Annotated in this window: 17 protein-coding genes; 5 read left to right on the top strand and 12 right to left on the bottom strand. The window is 68.4% G+C overall.

The window, feature by feature from the left end:
* Positions 1 to 8: 8 nt before the first annotated feature.
* Entirely contained in the window at positions 9 to 3,542 is a 3,534-nt protein-coding gene (gene smc / locus Q0263_RS04835; protein WP_298013842.1) for a chromosome segregation protein SMC, read from the bottom strand.
* Positions 3,543 to 3,714: 172 nt separating this feature from the next.
* On the opposite strand from smc, the gene lplT reads away from it, so the two are divergent.
* Complete coding sequence (gene lplT, locus Q0263_RS04830; protein WP_298013840.1) at positions 3,715 to 5,019, top strand: lysophospholipid transporter LplT; 1,305 nt, start codon at positions 3,715 to 3,717, stop codon at positions 5,017 to 5,019.
* 39 nt (positions 5,020 to 5,058) lie between these two features.
* On the opposite strand, the gene Q0263_RS04825 is transcribed toward lplT, so the two are convergent.
* Both Q0263_RS04825 and tsaB read right to left on the bottom strand, forming a co-directional pair.
* Positions 5,059 to 5,937 (bottom strand): uracil-DNA glycosylase, encoded by an 879-nt coding sequence (locus Q0263_RS04825; RefSeq protein ID WP_298013837.1) that lies wholly within the window; start codon positions 5,935 to 5,937, stop codon positions 5,059 to 5,061.
* The gene (tsaB, locus tag Q0263_RS04820) at positions 5,934 to 7,175 is read right to left on the bottom strand and encodes a tRNA (adenosine(37)-N6)-threonylcarbamoyltransferase complex dimerization subunit type 1 TsaB (RefSeq protein ID WP_298013835.1); all 1,242 of its coding nucleotides are present in this window, start codon (positions 7,173 to 7,175) and stop codon (positions 5,934 to 5,936) included. Before tsaB ends, Q0263_RS04825 begins: the two co-directional genes overlap by 4 nt.
* 155 nt (positions 7,176 to 7,330) lie before the next feature.
* On the opposite strand from tsaB, the gene ompR reads away from it, so the two are divergent.
* Genes ompR through Q0263_RS04805 form a run of 3 tightly spaced genes read left to right on the top strand, consistent with a single transcriptional unit; the run spans position 7,331 to position 10,096 of the window.
* A complete protein-coding gene (gene ompR / locus Q0263_RS04815) occupies positions 7,331 to 8,065 on the top strand; it encodes a two-component system response regulator OmpR (protein ID WP_298013833.1) in 735 nt (244 codons plus the stop codon).
* A gap of 45 nt (positions 8,066 to 8,110) precedes the next feature.
* Positions 8,111 to 9,502 (top strand): ATP-binding protein, encoded by a 1,392-nt coding sequence (locus tag Q0263_RS04810; protein ID WP_298013831.1) that lies wholly within the window; start codon positions 8,111 to 8,113, stop codon positions 9,500 to 9,502.
* Positions 9,503 to 9,547: 45 nt separating this feature from the next.
* A complete protein-coding gene (locus Q0263_RS04805) occupies positions 9,548 to 10,096 on the top strand; it encodes a peroxiredoxin (RefSeq protein ID WP_298013829.1) in 549 nt (182 codons plus the stop codon).
* Positions 10,097 to 10,128: 32 nt separating this feature from the next.
* Here the strand turns inward: Q0263_RS04805 and ispF are convergent, their stop codons facing one another.
* Together ispF and Q0263_RS04795 are read right to left on the bottom strand one after the other, a co-directional pair.
* Complete coding sequence (gene ispF, locus Q0263_RS04800) at positions 10,129 to 10,644, bottom strand: 2-C-methyl-D-erythritol 2,4-cyclodiphosphate synthase (protein ID WP_298013827.1); 516 nt, start codon at positions 10,642 to 10,644, stop codon at positions 10,129 to 10,131.
* Between the two features lie 56 nt (positions 10,645 to 10,700).
* Positions 10,701 to 11,441 carry a 2-C-methyl-D-erythritol 4-phosphate cytidylyltransferase gene (locus tag Q0263_RS04795; protein ID WP_298013825.1) on the bottom strand — a complete coding sequence of 247 codons (741 nt, stop codon included), beginning with the start codon at positions 11,439 to 11,441 and terminating at the stop codon, positions 10,701 to 10,703.
* A 222-nt stretch (positions 11,442 to 11,663) separates the two neighbouring features.
* Here Q0263_RS04795 and eda point away from each other — a divergent pair, with 222 nt between their 5' ends.
* On the top strand, positions 11,664 to 12,287 hold the full coding sequence (eda, locus tag Q0263_RS04790) for a bifunctional 4-hydroxy-2-oxoglutarate aldolase/2-dehydro-3-deoxy-phosphogluconate aldolase (RefSeq protein WP_298013822.1): 624 nt from the start codon (positions 11,664 to 11,666) through the stop codon (positions 12,285 to 12,287).
* Positions 12,288 to 12,296: 9 nt separating this feature from the next.
* Here the strand turns inward: eda and Q0263_RS04785 are convergent, their stop codons facing one another.
* The 7 genes from Q0263_RS04785 to Q0263_RS04755 all read right to left on the bottom strand — a co-directional run bounded on the left by Q0263_RS04785 (position 12,297) and on the right by Q0263_RS04755 (position 17,993).
* The gene (locus Q0263_RS04785; RefSeq protein ID WP_298013820.1) at positions 12,297 to 13,274 is read right to left on the bottom strand and encodes a D-glycerate dehydrogenase; all 978 of its coding nucleotides are present in this window, start codon (positions 13,272 to 13,274) and stop codon (positions 12,297 to 12,299) included.
* Positions 13,271 to 14,215: a sugar kinase gene (locus tag Q0263_RS04780; RefSeq protein WP_298013818.1), complete on the bottom strand. Its 945-nt coding sequence runs from the start codon at positions 14,213 to 14,215 to the stop codon at positions 13,271 to 13,273. The genes Q0263_RS04785 and Q0263_RS04780 overlap by 4 nt, the downstream gene beginning before the upstream one ends.
* A complete protein-coding gene (locus Q0263_RS04775; protein ID WP_298013817.1) occupies positions 14,208 to 14,996 on the bottom strand; it encodes a TIM barrel protein in 789 nt (262 codons plus the stop codon). The genes Q0263_RS04780 and Q0263_RS04775 overlap by 8 nt, the downstream gene beginning before the upstream one ends.
* Before the next feature lie 11 nt (positions 14,997 to 15,007).
* The gene (locus tag Q0263_RS04770; protein WP_298013815.1) at positions 15,008 to 15,772 is read right to left on the bottom strand and encodes an amino acid ABC transporter ATP-binding protein; all 765 of its coding nucleotides are present in this window, start codon (positions 15,770 to 15,772) and stop codon (positions 15,008 to 15,010) included.
* A gap of 22 nt (positions 15,773 to 15,794) precedes the next feature.
* Positions 15,795 to 16,604, bottom strand: coding sequence for a transporter substrate-binding domain-containing protein (locus Q0263_RS04765; RefSeq protein ID WP_298013813.1), 810 nt, complete (start codon positions 16,602 to 16,604; stop codon positions 15,795 to 15,797).
* Positions 16,605 to 16,665: 61 nt separating this feature from the next.
* Positions 16,666 to 17,322 (bottom strand): amino acid ABC transporter permease, encoded by a 657-nt coding sequence (locus Q0263_RS04760; protein WP_298013811.1) that lies wholly within the window; start codon positions 17,320 to 17,322, stop codon positions 16,666 to 16,668.
* On the bottom strand, positions 17,322 to 17,993 hold the full coding sequence (locus Q0263_RS04755) for an amino acid ABC transporter permease (RefSeq protein WP_298013809.1): 672 nt from the start codon (positions 17,991 to 17,993) through the stop codon (positions 17,322 to 17,324). Before Q0263_RS04755 ends, Q0263_RS04760 begins: the two co-directional genes overlap by 1 nt.
* Positions 17,994 to 18,083: the final 90 nt, after the last annotated feature.

The following is an 18,083-nucleotide window of genomic DNA, read 5'->3' as shown; positions in this document are numbered from 1 at the left end:
TACCCCGTTCAGGCTGCGCCCGCAACCCACTGCAAGGCTGAATCCATATCCACGGCCACGATCCGGGACACACCCTGCTCCTGCATGGTGACCCCGACCAGCTGCCGCGCCATCTGCATGGCAATTTTATTATGTGAGATGAAGAGAAACTGTGTCTGATCGCTCATGCCCCGCACCAGATTGGCATAGCGCTCCGTGTTGGCGTCGTCCAGCGGCGCATCGACCTCGTCGAGCAGGCAGAACGGCGCCGGATTGAGCTTGAACAGCGCGAACACCAGCGCCGTCGCGGTCAGGGCCTTTTCGCCCCCCGACAGCAGGTGGATCGTGCTGTTGCGCTTGCCCGGCGGCTGCGCCATGACCTGCACCCCGGCGTCCAGGATTTCATCGCCCGTCATGCTCAGCCGCGCCTCGCCGCCGCCGAACAGCTGCGGGAACAGCTGCCCGAAATGCTGATTGACCGTATCGAAGGTCTGGGACAGCAGTTCGCGGGTTTCCCGGTCGATCTTGCGAATGGCGTTTTCCAGCGTGTCGATGGCCGACAGCACGTCGTCGCGCTGGCGATCCAGGAATTCCTTGCGGTCCCGCGCGGCGGCCAGTTCCTCGAGCGCGGCCAGATTGACGGCGCCCAGCGACTCGACGCGTCGGGAAATCCGCTGGACCTCGGACTGCAGCCAGTCCAGCCGCTGCCACTGCGGCGGCTGTTCGGCCAGGTGGCGCTGCAAAGCGGCGCGATCCACCTGCCGGGCATCCAGCTGTTCGGCGAACTGTTCGACCGACAGGCGCGAGGCCTGCTCCTTCAACTGCAATTCGGTGATCCGGGCCCGCAGGGGATCCAGATTGCGCTCCAGCGTCAGGCGGCCTTCATCGGCTTCGCGCAGCGCGGCGGCGGCCTGGTCCTGCCGGGCGCGCGCCTGGCGCAGGGCTTCTTCGGCCTCGGCGCGCGCTTCCAGGGCGTCCTGCAGGCCGGTCTGCGCCACGGATTCGTCCAGTTCGAACAGTTCGCCCTGCAGGGATTCGAGCTCGGCTCCCGAGCGGCGGCTCTGTTCGGCCGCCAGTTGCAGGGTGCGGCGCAGTTCGTCCAGGCGGTTGCGCAGCGAGCGCACCGCGTAGTCGGCCTCCTGGGCGGCGCGTTCCTGGTCGCGACCCTGCTGGCGGGCCTGCTCGGCCTGGGCGGCCAGTTCCTCGACCTGCATGTCCAGCGCCGCCTGCCGTTCCTGCTGTTCGGCCAGCACAGCATCCAGGGATTCGAAGCGCGCCTCGGCCTCGTCGCGCCGGGCGGCCAGCTCCGCCTGCTGCGCGCCGATGTCCCGCAGGTCGCCGTCCAGGCGACGGGCCTGATCGTCGGAGCGGGCCATCTGCTGGCTGATCTGGTGGTGCTGAATCCGGGCGTCGTGCTGGGCCTGCATGCGCTCGGCGATCTGCAGCCGCGCCGGCTGCAGGGCCTGTTCCAGGGCGCGGCGTTCGGCATCGGCCCGCGCATGGGCGTCCAGGGCCTGATCGGCGATCAGCTGGGCCGCCTTGATTTCGCGGGCCAGATTGTCGATCTGCTGCTGGCGGGCCAGCAAACCGGCCTGTTCGGAATCCGCCGCGTAGAAGCGCGCGCTGCAGGCATCCACGCGATGCCCGGCCTGAACGACCCATAGCCCGCCAGGGGGCAGTTCGGCGCGGCGCGACAGGGCCTGGCCCAGGTCGTCGGCCACGTACACCCCCTGCAGCCAGCCGGCCAGCAAGGGCCGCAGCGCGGCGTCCCGCGCCCGCACCCGGTCCAGCAGCGGGACGGCCCCCGCCGGCGCCGGAACGGGATCCGGGGCCTGGGCGGGAGCCTGATAAAAGGCCAGGCGCGCGGGCGGCGCATCCTGGGCGAAGGCCCGCACATGGTCCAGCGTGCGCAGTCCCAGCGCGTTCATGCGCTCGTGCAGGACGGCCTCCAGGGCGGTTTCCCACCCGGCGTCGACTTGCAGCTGCTGCCAAAGACGGCCCAGGCCGTGCAGTTCCTGACGCTGCAGCCAGGGTTCCAGAGCGTCTTCGGACTGGATCTTCTCCTGCAGGGCGATCAGGGCCTGGCGGCGGGCGTCCAGCCGTTCCAGGTCGAGCCGCGCCGCCTGACTGGCCTGCCGCGCCTGCTCCAGGGCGGACTCCAGATCGGGCTGGCGGGATTCCAGTTCCAGGAGCCGGGCCTGGGCTTCTTCCAGGCGCGCTTCCGCCATCGCGCATTCGCCCTCCCAACGCTGCAATTCCGCCGGATCGGGCATGCCCAGCGCCTGGCGTTCGTCCTGCAGGCGCTGTCGGCGGTCGTCCAGGCTGCGCCACTGATGATCGGCATCGCGCTGCGATTGCGCCGCCAGGGCCAGGTCCTGTTCCGTGCGGGCCAGGCCGCGGCGCCATTCGTCGCGCTGCAGGTTCAAGGCCCGCAGCCGCGCGTCCAGATCCGGCAGGCCGTCCTGCGCCGACTGGGCCTGGATGGACAGGGTCTCGGCCCGGGCCACGGCCTCGTCGATCTGCTCCTGGACTTCCTCGATGGCGCTCTGGCTATGGGTCTGCTGGTCGCCCCATTCCTGCATCTGGGATTGCAGCTGGGCGCGTCGCGCCTGCAGGCGATGGCGGGAATCCACCACGTGGCGGATCTCGGCTTCCAGGCGGCTGACCTGGGCGCCCGCCTCGAACAGGCGCCCCTGAGTCTGGTGCACCGCCTCGCTGGCGGAAAAATGGCCCTCGCGCCGGGCCTCCAGATCGGCTTCCAGCGACCGCAGGCCCGCCACGGCCGACTCCAGTTCGGCCTGGGCGCGCTCCGTATCCGCCGCCAGGGTCTGCCGGCTTTCGCGGGCGGCCTGTTCGCGCAGCAGCCACAAAGCATGCTGCTTGAGCTCGCCTTCGGTCTGCAAGGCCCGGTAATCCGCCGCCACCCGGGCCTGGGATTCGAGTTTCTCCAGCTGCGCAGCCAGTTCGCGCAGGATGTCGTCCAGCCGGGTCAGGTTTTCCCGGGTGTCCTGCAGGCGGTTTTCCGTTTCGCGGCGGCGTTCCTTGTAGCGGGACACGCCGGCGGCCTCTTCGAGATAGACGCGCAATTCCTCGGGGCGCGCCTCGATCAGGCGGTTGATCATGCCCTGGCCGATGATGGCGTAGCCCCGCGTGCCCAGGCCGGTGCCCAGAAAGATGTCGTGGATGTCGCGCCGGCGCACCGGCTGGTTGTTGACGAAGTAGCTGCTGGCGCCATCGCGCGTCAGGATGCGGCGCACCGCGATTTCCGCGAAGGCGGACCACTGCCCGGCGGCGCGGCCCTGGCTGTTGTCGAAGACCAGTTCGACCGACGCGCGGGCGGCGGGCTTGCGCTGCCCCGAGCCGTTGAAGATCACGTCCTGCATCGAGGCGCCGCGCAATTCGGAAGCCTTGGTTTCCCCCAGCACCCAGCGCACGGCATCGATGATGTTGGACTTGCCGCAGCCGTTGGGACCCACCACGCCGACCAGCTCACTGGGCGTGGGAATCACGGTCGGATCCACAAAGGACTTGAATCCGGCAAGTTTGATCTGCGTGAGGCGCACGGAAGTCTGGCGGGCAAAATGCGGACGAATCGCAACAGCGTATGATAACGCACCAGAATGAGCCCCTCGGCAGGGCAACCCCGTTCAGGCCCAGTAACCCGCTATACTGCAACTCCATTTTACAGTCGCGCATTCTGTGCCGACCTGTCACCACTCACTTCGGGGTCCGCGATTGAACAAGGGCTTTTTCATGGTCATGGCCGCGCAGGCGCTGTCGTCCATCGCGGACAACGCCTTGCTGATCGCCGCCATCGGGCTGATCGCCGATCTCAGCGGACCGGACTGGATGGCCCCCATGATGAAGTGGTGGTTCGCCCTGGCCTACGTGGTGCTGGCGGCCTTCGTCGGCGCCTTCGCCGACTCCTTCCCCAAGGGCCGGGTCATGTTCGCCACCAACGCGCTCAAGACCTGCGGCTGCCTGCTGATGTTCAGCTACGGGGCCTTCGGCTTCAGCCATGATCACCAGCTGATGCTGATCTTCGTCGCCTATACCATCGTCGGGGTCGGCGCGGCCGCCTATTCCCCGGCAAAATACGGCATCGTCACCGAAATGCTGGCCCCCGAACTGCTGGTCAAGGGCAACAGCTGGATCGAAGGCCTGACCGTCCTGTCCGTCATCATCGGCACCGTGCTGGGCGGGGTGCTGATCAGCCCGTCGGTATCGGCCTGGCTCATGTCCTTCGACTGGGTGGACGCGCTGGTCGACAACACGGCGCAATCCGCCATCCTGATGATCGGCCTGGTGTACGTGGCCGCCGCCATCTGCAACCTGCTGATTCCGGATACCCATGCCTTCTACCCGCGCCAGCAGACCCGCCCGATCGCGCTGATCCGCAATTTCAACGCCTACGTGCGCATCCTCTGGTCCGACAAGCTTGGCCAGATCTCCCTGGCGGTCACGACCCTGTTCTGGGGGGCGGGCGCCACCCTGCAGTTCATCGTCATCGAATGGGGCGCCCAGCACCTGGGCTACCGCCTGGACCAGGCCTCCGTGCTGATGGGGGTCGCCGCCTTCGGCACGGTCATCGGCGCCATGCTGGCCGGCCGCGTCCCTCTGCGCCGCGCCCTGTCGGTGCTGCCCGTGGGCGTGGTGATGGGCCTGGTCGTGCTGCTGATGCCCCTGGTCTACCAGCCCTTCACCGTCTACTGCCTGCTGCTGCTGATCGGCGGCCTGTCGGGCTACTTCGTCGTGCCCATGAACGCCCTGCTGCAGCATCGGGGCCACGTGCTGCTGTCGGCGGGCCATTCGATCGCCGTGCAGAATTTCAACGAGCAGCTGAACATCCTGCTGATGCTGGCCATCTACAGCCTGATGCTGTGGCTGGGCCTGCCCATCAATGCCATCATCGCGCTCTTTGGCGTGCTGGTCGCCTGCCTGATGCTGGTCTTCATCCATTGGAACCGCCTGAATCACCGCGCCCACCCCGAACTGGAACAGCAGATCGGGCAGACGGGCCATGGAACGGCCCTGCACTGACCCGGTACGCAGTCCGCAGGGACCGCGCCGCGTCCGGATTCATTCCGCCGGATCGGCCGCCCGCACCGCCTGAGCCAGGCCCGCCAGATCGCGCCAGGCCTCGGCCTTCAGGGCCGACCGCACCAGAAGGGACGCCGGCTGGTGCGTCACCCAGACCGGAATTTCGCGGCCGTCTTCCTGCCGATAGCGCTGCGGCGCGCCGCGTAGCGCGTCCAGGTCCGCCGCATCGCCCAGCACCGCCTGGGCGGCCACGCGCCCCAGGGCCAGGATCCAGCGCGGCTGCAGCAGGGCGATTTCACGGTGCAGATACGGCGCGCACGCGGCGATTTCGGCCGCGTCGGGTTCGCGCCCGCCCAGCGCCCGGCATTTCATCACGTAGGTGCCGTAGCGGGAATCCGCCTGCGGCAGGCGGACGGCGGCCAGCATGGCGGACAGCAGGCGGCCGGAATCGCCCTGGAAGGGCTGGCCCGCGACCTCGTCGTCGATGCCGGGCTGTTCCGCCACGATCAGGTAATAGGGATGGTCGGCCTGCCCGGCCCCGGGCACGGCCCGCAGCCGCTGCTGATGCCGGACGCATTGCCGGCAGGCATCGGCCATGCCGGCCAACGCCGCCAGATCGGCATCCCGCAAGGGCAGGCCCGGCGCAATGGCGGGCGCGGGCGCCTGGTCGGAGGAAGGCGCGGGCGAACGCGCCGCCGGCCGGACGGAAGCGTCGGCGAGGGCCGGAGCCGCCGGCGCGGAAGGCCGATCGGCCGCCCCGCCCCGGACCGCCGGATCGCCCCCCTGCGCGGCCGCAGGCTGCGGCGCGCCCCCGGCATCCCCCGCGGCCGACGCGATCGGCCGCACATCCAGCCAATGCAGGTCCAGACCGATTTCCGCCAGCCAGGCGGCCTGCGCGGGACGCAGCTGGGGCTTCATGCCGGAGTTTCCTGGAAGGTCAGGGTCATGATCCAGGCGTCCTCACGGGCGCCGCGGGCCGCCGGATAATAGCCGCGCCGCAGCCCCAGCTGCTGAAAACCGTGCTGTTGGTAGAAAGCGATGGCCTGGGCGTTGCTGGGGCGCACTTCCAGCGTCAGCGCCGGCAGGCCGGCCTGATGGCAATGCGCCGTGCAATATCGTAGCAATTCGGCCCCCACGCCTCGCCGCTGGCTGTCCGGGCGCACCCCGATGACCAGCAGATGGGCCATGTCCGGCGTATCCATGACCAGCGCGAACCCCAGCATGGCGCCCAGGCGGCGCACGACCCAGCCGCGATATCCGGCGGCCAGGCCGTCGGCGAAATTCTGCCGCGTCCAGGGAAAGGACTGGACCTGCCGTTCGATCGCGGCGACCTCGTCCAGATCGCTCATGCCCATGTCGTGGATCGACCAGCGCGCCGCGTCGGCCTGGGGATTGCCGCCCAGGCCGCGCGAACGCTCGACCGTGGTGTAGGCGACCTTGTCGCGCACGTACGCCGGCGCCGCCAGGGCCGCATCCAGAGCCTGCCCCCGCTGCCAGGCGCGGGCGGCCAGGCGGGCCACCGTGGCGGCATGGGCGCAGACCCGCTCGCCGCTTCCGGCCGCCACGACGGCCCCCAGGGCCCGCAATTCGTCCGCCAGGCCGGGGAAGGCGTCCAGGGCGTCCCCATGGGCCGCCCAGCCGCCCCCCGCCCGCATGGCCCAGGCCGCCGATTCATCGGCCACCCAGGCCGTCACGTCGGCCCGGGCGATCAGGGCCGGGGCCTGCAGGGTCGTCCATTCGTCGCCGACGCATTCATAGGCGGCCGCATAGATTTCGTTCATGCGGGCATCCTGCAGGACGAGGTGGACGCCCGAGGCGTCCGCCCCCGCCTGCTGCAAGGCGAGCGCGCACAGGGAGTCCACCGGCAGCACCGGAATGTCCAGAGCGACCGCCAGGCCCTGAGCGACGCCGCACGCCACCCGCAGGCCGGTGAAGCCGCCCGGCCCCTGGCCGAAGGCCACCGCCGACAGATCGGCGCGCTTCAGGCCGGCATCCGCCAGCAATTGCCATGCCAGCGGCAAAATGCGCTCGGCATGTTCCTGTCGGCCTTCGTGCTGCGCGGCGCGCAGGCGCACGCGCCCGGCCGTCTGCGACAGCAGGGCGACGCTGCATAGAGAACTTGATGTCTCAAACGCTAGAATGTGAAAATCGTCCATGGCGCTGTTATTTTAATGGAGGAGCGACCCATCCCGGATCCGGCCGAGCATTCCGCCCTGACGCCGGCCCCGACCACGACACAACCAAACGCTTATTGTGTAATTTGTTGTGATAAGCGCTGGTGCTGTTTTCCCGACCCTGTTACATTTTCCCCATGAATACACATAACCAGACCCTCACCCGCAAGATCCTGATCGTCGACGACGATCCTCGCTTGCGCGACCTGTTGCGGCGTTATCTGTCCGAGCAGGGGTTCAACGTCTACGTGGCCGAAGACGCAAAAGAAATGGCCAAGCTCTGGCAGCGGGAACATTTCGACCTGCTGGTGCTCGATCTGATGCTGCCAGGCGAAGACGGCCTGTCGATCTGCCGCCGCCTGCGGGGCAATCACGACAACACGCCCATCATCATGCTGACCGCGAAGGCCGAGGAAATCGACCGCATCGTGGGTCTGGAAATGGGGGCCGACGACTACCTGACCAAGCCCTTCAATCCCCGCGAACTGCTGGCCCGCGTCAATGCGATCCTGCGCCGCCGGGGCACCGAGGAACACCCGGGCGCGCCCAGCCAGGAAAACGAGTCCGTCGAATTCGGACCGTACGTGTTGAATCTATCCACCCGCACCCTGATGAAAAGCGGCGAATCCGTGCCCATCACGACCGGCGAATTTTCGGTGCTGAAGGTCTTCGCCCGTCACCCCAAGGTCCCGCTCTCGCGCGACAAGCTGATGGAACTGGCCCGGGGCCGCGAATACGAGGCCTTCGACCGCAGCCTGGACGTCCAGATCTCGCGCCTGCGCAAACTCATCGAACCCAATCCTTCCAAACCGGTGTTCATCCAGACGGTCTGGGGGCTGGGCTATGTCTTCGTCCCCGACGGCGGACAATAATCGTTGCACGGTCCGCGGGGCATCCCCTCGCGGGCCATTCCTCTCATGACGCTCGTCAAACGGCTCCGGCGCGCCATCCTGTCCCGGTTGCGCCTGGGATTGTTCACCCGATCCTTTCTGCTGATCGCCTTCCTGATGCTGGTCAGCCTGGGCGCGTGGCTGCAGATCGTCTTCAACATCGAAGAAGGCCCCCGCGCCATGCAGCTGGCCCAGCGCATCGCCACCACGGTCAGCATCACGCGCTCCGCCCTGGTCTACGCGCCCACCGAGGTCCGGCCGGCCCTGCTGCTGGACCTGGCCACCCAGGAAAGCCTGCGGGTGCAGCCCCGCGAACCCACGGACGTCCTGGAACCGCTGCCGCACACCGCCTATTGGGACAACGTCTCCGCGGAGATCCGCAACCGCCTGGGCGGGCAGACGGCCATGATGTGGGCCGTCAACCAGGTGCCCGGCATCTGGATCAGCTTCCAGATCGACGGCACGCTCTACTGGCTGGTGTTCGACCGGGACCAGCTGCGGCTGACCACGGGCCGCGAATGGCTGGGCTGGGTGGCCGCATCCCTGATGCTGGCGCTGCTGGGGGCCGCCGTCAGCGTGCGCTTCATCAATCACCCGCTGGCGCAACTGGCCAAGGTCGCCCAGCAGCTGGCGCGGGGGGCGACGCCCACGCCCCTGCCCGAAAAGGGGCCCGTCGAAATCCGCGACATGAACATCGCCTTCAACCGCATGGCCCGGGACTTGCGGCAGAACGAGGCCGACCGGGAGATCATGCTGGCGGGCATTTCGCACGACCTGCGCACGCCGCTGGCCCGCATCCGCCTGGAAATCGAGATGAGCCACATGAGCGACGAGGCGCGCCAGGCGATCGACGACGACCTGGCGCAGATCAATCACAGTATCGGGCAGCTCATGGAATACGCCCGCCCCGCCGGCCAGGTGCCCGAGACCGGCATCGACGTCTCGCGGGTGCTGAAAGACCTGCTGGAACGCGAACGCAGTCATACCGAGTCCCTGGGGGGCGACCTGCAGGCCAGCATCGAGCCCGGACTGCAGGCGCGGATCAGCGCCAACGACCTGAAGCGCATCGTCAGCAACCTGATCGAAAACGCCCGGCGCTATGGCCGCAGCGTCAGCGACGACCGCGCCCACATCATGCTGCGAGCCTACCAGAGCGGCAATCTGCTGCGCATCGAAGTGCAGGACCGCGGCGTGGGCATTCCGCACGCCGACGTCCAGCGCCTGCTGCGCCCCTTCGCGCGGGGCGAGTCCGCGCGCACCGGCGTCAGCGGCGCCGGCCTGGGCCTGTCCATCGTCGAGCGGCTGCTGGGCCAGGTGGGCGGGAAATTCGAACTGATTTCCCAGCCGACGCAGGGGCTGCTGGCGCGCATCGAAATGCCCAAGGCCAAGGCGCGGCAGGCCGACAAGGCCATGGCGTAGAATGACAAGGCGGCCCGATTGGCCGTCCTTCACTCAGGAGCCCCGATGAAAACCATAGGCGACAAGCTCGAGGCCTTCCGCGTCACCGGCGTCAAACCCGGATTCAATCAGCACGAGGAAAACGGCGTTTCAGCCTTCGAGGACATCACTGAATCTTCCTTCCCCGGCAAATGGAAGGTGATCTATTTCTATCCCAAGGACTTCACCCAGGTCTGCCCCACCGAAATCATCGGCTTCAACGCCCTGGCCGATGCCTTCGAAGAACGCGACGCCGTGCTGATGGGCGGATCGACCGACAACGAATACGTCAAACTGGCCTGGCGGCGCGAGAACCCGGAACTCAGCAAACTGAACCACTATCAGTTCGGGGACACCAACGGCGCCCTGATCGACCAACTGGGCATCCGCGACAAATCCGAAGGCGTCGCCCTGCGGGCCACCTTCATCATCGACCCGGACAACCTCATCCAGCACGTCTCGGTGAACAACTTCAAGGTCGGCCGCAATCCGGAAGAAACCCTGCGCATCCTGGACGGTCTGCTGACCGACGGGCTGTGCGCCTGCAACCGCGCCATCGGCGGCGCCACGCTGTAAGCAGGCCCCGGCGCGACGCCCGGACATTCCGCTCAGGCGTCCGGCCGGTCTTCCGCCGGGCAGGCCGCCAGCAGCACGGCGGCGCTGGCGGCGATGGCCTCGCCGCGCCCCAGATACCCCAGACCCTCGTTGGTCTTGGCCTTGATGTTGACGTCCGCCGCCGCGATCCCCAGGTCCTGGGCGATGCAGGCGGCCATCGCCGCCGCGTGCGGGCCGATCTTCGGCGCCTGGGCATGCACAGTGGCATCCACATTGACCGTCTCCCACCCGGCCTCGCGGGCCAGGCGGGCGGCCTCGCGCAGGAACAGGCGGCTGTCGGCCCCCGACCAGCGCGGATCCCGGTCGGAAAAATGGCGTCCGATGTCCCCCAGGCCCGCCGCCCCCAGGACGGCGTCCGTGACGGCATGCAGCAGCACGTCGGCATCCGAATGGCCGTCCAGGCCCCGGTCGAAGGGAATCGTCACCCCGCCGATGATCAGGGGACGGCCGGGAACCAGCACGTGCAGATCATGGCCCTGCCCCACACGGAACGGAAAGCGTTGCTTCATGGTCATCTCTGTGGACTGTCGAGAGGCGATTTTAGCCGGGGCGCGGCGACGCGCCGTCAGGACGCGTCCGGCCGGCCGCGCAGCCACGCCTCGAACCAGTCGAAATCCTCCGGCCAGGTGAGCTTGTCGTTGCGGCGGCTGCCCGGCACCAGCAAAGGCGCCCGCCCGCCGGACAGCTCCACCGCCGAGGCCTCGTCCGTCACGCGCGGATCGGCCGCGCAGGCATCCAGGGCGGCCGCCAGTTCCCCCGCGCGAAACATCTGCGGCGTCTGCGCCAGCCACAGATGATCGCGCGGCAGCGTCCGGGCGACGGCATCCGCCGGCGCGTCCCCTTCTTCCGGTCCGGATGAGGACGCCGGCACGGCCTGCTTGACCGTGTCGGCCACCGGCAGGGCCAGCAGGCCGCCCCGGTCCCGCAGCAGGCAGGTATCGATCAGCCGCGCCAGGGCCTGCGCCGGCAGGCCGGGACGCGCCGCGTCATGCACCAGCACCCAGGCATCCGGCATCAGGCCGGCATCCCGCAGCGCGGCCCTGACGGTGGCGGCCCGCGTAGGGCCGCCGCACGGGCGCCAGACCGTGCGCGGCAGCCCCGCCAGGGCCTGCGCCGCCCAGGGATCCTCCGCCGCCACGGCGACCCGCACCTGGGCGATGCGCGGATCGGCCAGCAGGGCGCGGACGGCGCGGCGCAACATGGGCTCGCCATGCAGGACGCGATATTGCTTGGGCACGCCATCGGCGCGGCCGGCCCGGGCACCGATCCCGGCGGCTGGCACGATGGCAATCAGAGGGTTCTCCATAGAGGCGGATTTTAGCCGAGCGAACCGGTCCGCCGGCACGCGCCGCATCCGGCGCCCGCTCCCGGGTATCCGCCGCCAGGCCCGCAGCCCGCCCCACGCATCAATAAGTAGCCCAATGATAAAAATCATTGGTCATTCCATAATATTCTTCGATTATGTAGAATAACTACATCATTCCGGCCATCCATGGCCGGCTCATCGACTTCGTCCCGACAGCCACGCATGAACGCCCTGGAACTTCTCTCTCACAGCCCGGTCATGCCGGTGATCGTCATCCAGGACACGGCATCCGCCGTGGACCTGGCCCGAGCGCTGGTGGCCGGCGGCATCCGCTCCCTGGAAGTCACGCTGCGCTCGGCCGCCGCGCTGGACGCCATCCGCGCCATCCGCGATCAGGTCCCGGACGCGCTGGTCGGCGTGGGCACGGTCCGCACTCCCAGGCAGCTGGACGACGCCCTGCGGGCCGGCGCCTGCTTCGGCGTCAGCCCGGGCCTGACGCCCAACCTGGCGCGGGCGGCCCGGTCCGCAGGCATCCCCTTCCTGCCCGGCGTGGCCACCGCATCGGAAGCCATGCAGGCCGCAGACTGGGGATTCACCGCCCAGAAGCTGTTTCCCGCCGAGGCCGTCGGCGGCGCGGCGCTGCTGAAGGCCTGGCACGGCCCCCTGCCCGACCTGATGTTCTGTCCCACGGGCGGCATCCATGCCGGCAACGCCGCCGGCTACCTGGCCCTGCCCAATGTGGGCTGCGTCGGGGGTTCCTGGCTGACGCCGTCCCAGGCCGTGGCCGGGCGCGACTGGAATGCGATCACGCAACTGGCCCTGCAGGCCTGCGCGCTGGCGAAGTAAACGGCTCCTTCAGCCCGCCGCCGGCAGCGGAAAGGCCGCCAGCGGGGCCTCGCCCCGCAGCACCCGCAATAGATTGCTGACGGCCATGTCCGCCATGGCCAGGCGCGTCTCGTGGGTGGCCGATCCGATATGGGGCAAGGCCAGGATGCCGGGATGGCCGCGCAGCGGCGAATCCGCCGGCAGGGGCTCCACGTCGAACACGTCCAGCCCCGCCGCCCGCAGGCGGCCGCTGTCCAGCGCATCCAGCAGGGCGCGTTCCTGGACGATCGGCCCGCGCGCGCCATTGATCAGAATGGCGCCGGGCTTCATGCGGGCGAAGGCCTGCGGCCCGATCAAGCCCCGCGTCTGGTCCGTCAGGGGCAGGACCAGCACGATGAAATCGGCGCTGGCCAGCACCTCGTCCAGGCCGGCCGCCCTGGCCCTGCCGTCAGGCAGGCCGCTGTCGACCGGATGGCGGCTGTGGTAGAGCACCGGCATGTCGAACCCCAGCGCCGCCCGGCGGGCCAGCGCCCGGCCGATGCGGCCATAGCCGAGGATGCCCAGGGTCTTGCCATGCACATCCCAGCCATATTGATCGGCGCCGACATTGCGCTGCCAGCGGCCCTCGCGGACCATGGCCGCCATCTCGCAGACGCGGCGGCTGGTCGCCAGCACCATGGCGAACAGCAGGTCGGCCACCGATTCCGTCAGCACGCCGGGGGTATGGCACAGGACGATGCCCCGATCCCGCAGCGCCGCCAGCGGATAGGCGTCCACGCCCACGGAGATGCTGGACACCACCCGCAACCGGGGCGCCTGATCCAGCATGGCCGCATCCAGGCGGACGCTGGACCCGATCATGCCTTCGACCCGCGGCAGGGCCTCGAAGAACGCGGCCCGCTGATCCTCGCGCCGAGGATCGGCCTGGATGACGTCGTGTTCCTGCCGGATCCTGTCCAGCTGGGGCCGAGGCAGGTCGCGATAGACGAGGACGGACCGGCGGCTCATAGCCCGGCCTGCCGCAGGATCGCGCGGGTCGGCAGGCCTTCGGTGTCGCCCCGGACCTGCACGGCGCGCGCGCCGATCCAGGCGCCCCGGCCCACCGCGCCGCGGACATCCATGCCTTCCAGCAGGGCGCTGATCACCCCGACGGCGAAACCGTCGCCCGCGCCGACGGTATCGATCACCCGATCCACCGGGCAGGCCGGAACGTAGCCCTGCTGCGCTCCATCGTCGTAATAGGCGCCCTCGGGGCCCAGCTTGATCACGACCAGCCGCGCGCCCAGATCCCGGTAGAACCGCGCGATCGCCTCGGGCTGCCGTTCCCCCGTCAGCAGGCGGCCTTCCTCCAGGCCGGGCAGGACCCAGTCCGCCCGGGCGGCCAACTGATGGATGCCGGAGCGCATGGCGTCCTCCGAGGCCCACAGCGTGGGCCGCAGATTCGTATCGAAGGACACGGTCCGGCCGGCTTCGCGCATCAGCCGCATGGTCTGCAGCGAGGCCTGGAAACTGCCGGCGGACACGGCGGCGAACACGCCCGTGGCATGCAGGTGGCGCGCCCTCAGCAGCCAGTTCCGATCCACGTCGGCCGGCGACATGCGGCTGGCGGCGGAACCCGCCCGGTGATATTCCACCAGCGGGTCGCTGCCGTCTTCGACCAGGCCCTTGAACAGCATGCCCGTCCGCTCGCCGGCGACCAGGGCCACATGGGAACAGTCCACGCCTTCGCTGCGGATGCTGGCCAGCAGATACCGGCCCATCGAATCCTGTCCGAGGCGGCTGCCCCAGCCCACTTTCAGGCCCAGCCGGGCCAGGCCGATGGCCACATTGGTTTCCGCGCCCGCCGTGCGCTTGTGGAACACGTCCACCTGCTCCAGCGGCCCGGGCTGGCCAGCCACCAGCATCATCATCGCCTCACCCAGGGTGACGACGTCCAAGGCTTCATTCATCAGAGAGTTGCTCCAGTCGACGCAGCGAGTCCAGGGCCTGCCGCGTCACGTGTTCAAGATCGGCGCCCGTCAGGGGATATTCGATCGCCCGGAAGGCGGCGGCGGGCAGCGCCCGCAGCACGGCGCGCCAGGGCGCGGCGGACGCCTGCAGGGGAACGGCGACCCAGCGGTCCGGGCGCCGCAGCACGCCCTTGCAATGGACGTAGCGCACCCGGGAAGCGAAGGCGTGCGCCGCCTGCAGCGGACATTCTCCCACCCAGTGCCAATTGCCGACGTCGAACGTCATGCCCAGCGGCGCGCCCGCCGCATCGGCGGCGCGGAAAAAGGATTCCAGGGCCGGGACGCTGCCCGCCGATTCCGTCTGGTCGTTTTCCACCAGCAAGGTCACGGAACCGCCGGTCAGCAGATCGCGCAAATCGCACAGGCCGGCGGCATCGCCCGGCCGGCGGCCGCCGATGGACATTTTCAGGACGCCCGCGCCCAGCCGGCCGGCGCGCGCCAGGCCGTCCCGGACGGCGGCGGCGTCGAAGCGGCCTTCGGCATCCCACATGCCCTGCGCGCTGGAATACACGCACGCCATCCCCGAATCCGCCACCAGGGCCGCCAGATCGTCGAGTTCGGCGGCATCGCCGCGCAGCAGTTCGCTGCGGATCTCGACGCCGTCGGCGCCCGCCGCGCGCGCCAGGCGCGCGTACCAGGCCTGGCCATGGCGGCGCACCTCGTCGGCGCCGTAGGCCGTCAGGGAAACGAGCGCGCTTCCCGGGGAAATCGTGCCTGCCATGCCCGCTTCCTTCAGTGATTCAGAATCTGGCCCAGAAAGCCGCGGGTCTTCTCGTGTCGGGGACGATTGAAAAATTCATCCGGCGGCGCCTGCTCGACGATCGCGCCATCGGCCATGAAGATCACGCGGTCGGCCACGCGGCGCGCGAACCCCATTTCATGGGTGACGCACAGCATGGTCATGCCATCGCCCGCCAGACTGATCATGGTATCCAGCACTTCCTTGACCATTTCCGGATCCAGAGCCGACGTCGGCTCGTCGAACAGCATCACTTTCGGCGTCATGCACAGCGCCCGGGCGATCGCCACCCGCTGCTGCTGTCCGCCGGACAGCTGGCTGGGGTATTTGTGCGCCTGCTCGGCAATGCGCACGCGCGACAGATATTCCATCGCCTGGGCCTCGGCCTGATCCGCCGTGAGCCCGCGCGACCGCATCGGCGCCAGCATGCAGTTGCGCAATACCGTCATGTGCGGAAACAGATTGAACTGCTGGAACACCATGCCGACTTCCTGCCGGATGGTCTCCACCCCGCGCCCGTCGGGGCCCAGGGTGGTGCCATTGACCACGATCCGCCCGTCCCGGATGGTTTCCAGGCCGTTGATGCAGCGGATGAGCGTCGATTTCCCCGAACCCGAAGGCCCGCAGATCACGATGCGCTCGCCCGCCGCCACGGCCAGGTCGATATCCGTCAGCGCATGGAACTGGCCATACCATTTGTTGATCTTCTCGATCCGGATGATCGGACCGGCGGTTTCATGGGGCTGGGTCGTAGTCATGTCGGGCGTGCGGTCTTCAATATCAGGATTTCTTCAGTTCCGGCAGCGGGGAGCCCAGCCATTTCTGGTAGAACTTGCTGAACTGGCCGTTCTCGATGTTGCGCTTGATCACTTCGTTGACGGCCTTCAGGGTTTCGGGCTCGCCCGGGCGGATCGCCACGGCCATTTCCTGCTGCAGCAGCACGAACTTGTTGTCGAAGCGGTCCGGCGCGCGCTTGGCGATCCCGGCGGCGACCGTGGTGGAGCACCCGATGGCGTCCACCTGCCCGGACAGCAGGGCCTGCATGGCGGATGCGTCGTCATCGAAACGGCGGATCTCCGCGTCCTTCGGGGCGATCTTGGTCACGGCAATGTCCTGGGTGCTGGCGCGCGCCACGCCGATCCGCTTGCCCGACAGGCCTTCGGGACCGGAGATCTTCAGGTCCTTGCCGCCGAACACCACGATCTGGGCGGCGGAATACGGCTGCGAGAACTGCACCTGCTTGGCGCGTTCCGGCGTGATGGCCAGCGAAGCCACCAGCATGTCGACCTTGTTGGTCAGCAGGTAGGGAATGCGGTTGGGCCCGGTGACGGGCACGATCTTGACCTTGACGCCCAGGTCCTTGGCCAGGGTCTTGGCGACGTCGGCGTCATAGCCGTCCGGCTTGTTTTCGCTGTTCATGATGCCGTAGGGCGGGAAGTCGACCAGCATGCCGACCGTCAGTTCGCCCTTCTGCTTGACCTGATCGATGGTTTCGGCGGATGCCGTCGGCGCCAGGCCGACCGCCAGGCTCGTGCAGGCGGCCAGCAGGGTGGCCCCCAGGATGCCGCGCAAGGTATGACGCTTGAACATAGGATGTCTCCATGAAATTGCTGGCCGAAGCCAGAGTGGGGCGCGATGCGCCCCGAAATCGTTATCCCCGCGCCAGGGAAATCGCCAGGCGGCGTTCCATCCGCCCCGCCAGCAGCGACAGGGGCCAGCACAGCAGGAAATACAGGATCGCCACGATCGAGAACACCATCATGGGCTCGAAGGTGGCGTTGTTGACGATCTGCCCCGCCCGGGTCAGCTCGGTGAAGCCGATGATGGCCGCCAGCGAGGTGCCCTTGATGACCTGCACCAGATAGCCCACGGTGGGCGGGATGGCGATCTTCAGGGCCTGCGGCAGGATCACGTCGCGCAGCAGGTAGCGGTATTTCATACCCAGCGCGGCGGCGGCTTCCCATTGCCCCCGGGGCACGGCCTGTATGCAGCCGCGCCAGATCTCGCCCAGGAACGCCCCCGCATTCAGCGCCAGCGCCACGGCGGCGGCCGTCCAGGGATCCACCTCGAAGCCGATCACAGGGGCGCCGAAGAACACCAGGAACAGCTGCAGCAGCAGGGGCGTACCGCGGAATATCTGGATGAAGCCCATGGCCAGCGCACGGCCCGCGCGGCTGGTCCCGGTGCGCGCCAGCGCGACCGCCAGCCCGACCAGCCCGCCGCCGGCGAACGCCGTGATCGACAGCAGCACCGTCCATTGGGCGGCGTACAGGATGTACCAGAAATCAGAAAGTCCGAATGTTCTCATCAGCGGCCGTCCGGATAGTGAAGGTAGCGCTGGTGGATCCTGTGGAACACGAAGGAGAAGAACAGGGTCAGCAGCAGATAGATCACCGTGATGACGATGTAGATCTCGAAACTGCGGAAGGTTTCGGACTGCAGCGTCGCCGCCACCGAGGTCAGGTCGTCGGCCGAGATCACCGACACCACGCTGGAGGCCAGCATCAGCAGGATGAACTGGCTGGTCAGCGCCGGATAGATGGCGCGCAGGGCGGGCTTGAGGATGACGAAGCGGAAGATCTCGACGCGCGACAGATTCAGGGCGAGGCCGGCTTCGATCTGGCCCCGGGGGATGGCCTCGATGCCGGCGCGGACGATTTCCGTGGCATAGGCGCCCAGGTTGACCGTCATGGCCACCAGCGCCGCCATGTAGGGCGACCAGCGCACGCCGATGGCCGGCAGCGCGAAAAAGAAGAAGAACAGCTGCACCAGGAACGGCGTGTTGCGGATCAGTTCGATGTAGACCTGGATCAGCGCCCGGACCGGCGACGGGCCGGAGGTCTTGCCCCAGGCGCACAGGACCGCCACCACGCCCCCGAACAGCATGGCCAGCGCGGACAGCTGGATCGTCATCCAGGTGCCGCGAAGCAGCAAGGGCCAGGCCTCGAACACGGGGCCGAACTGAAAGGTGTAATTCATAGGCTGCCGGAGAATAATGAATGTCCGGGCGTCATTGAAACCGGTTTCATAATATTAGGCAAGCCCGATGTCGAGGAAAATCAGTAATTA

Origin of the sequence: uncultured Castellaniella sp., assembly GCF_937988725.1 — a bacterium.
Classification (GTDB): Bacteria; Pseudomonadota; Gammaproteobacteria; order Burkholderiales; family Burkholderiaceae_B; genus Castellaniella.
The sequence above is the reverse complement of the archived record's forward strand: the minus strand, read 5'-3'. Positions and strand labels throughout refer to the sequence as shown.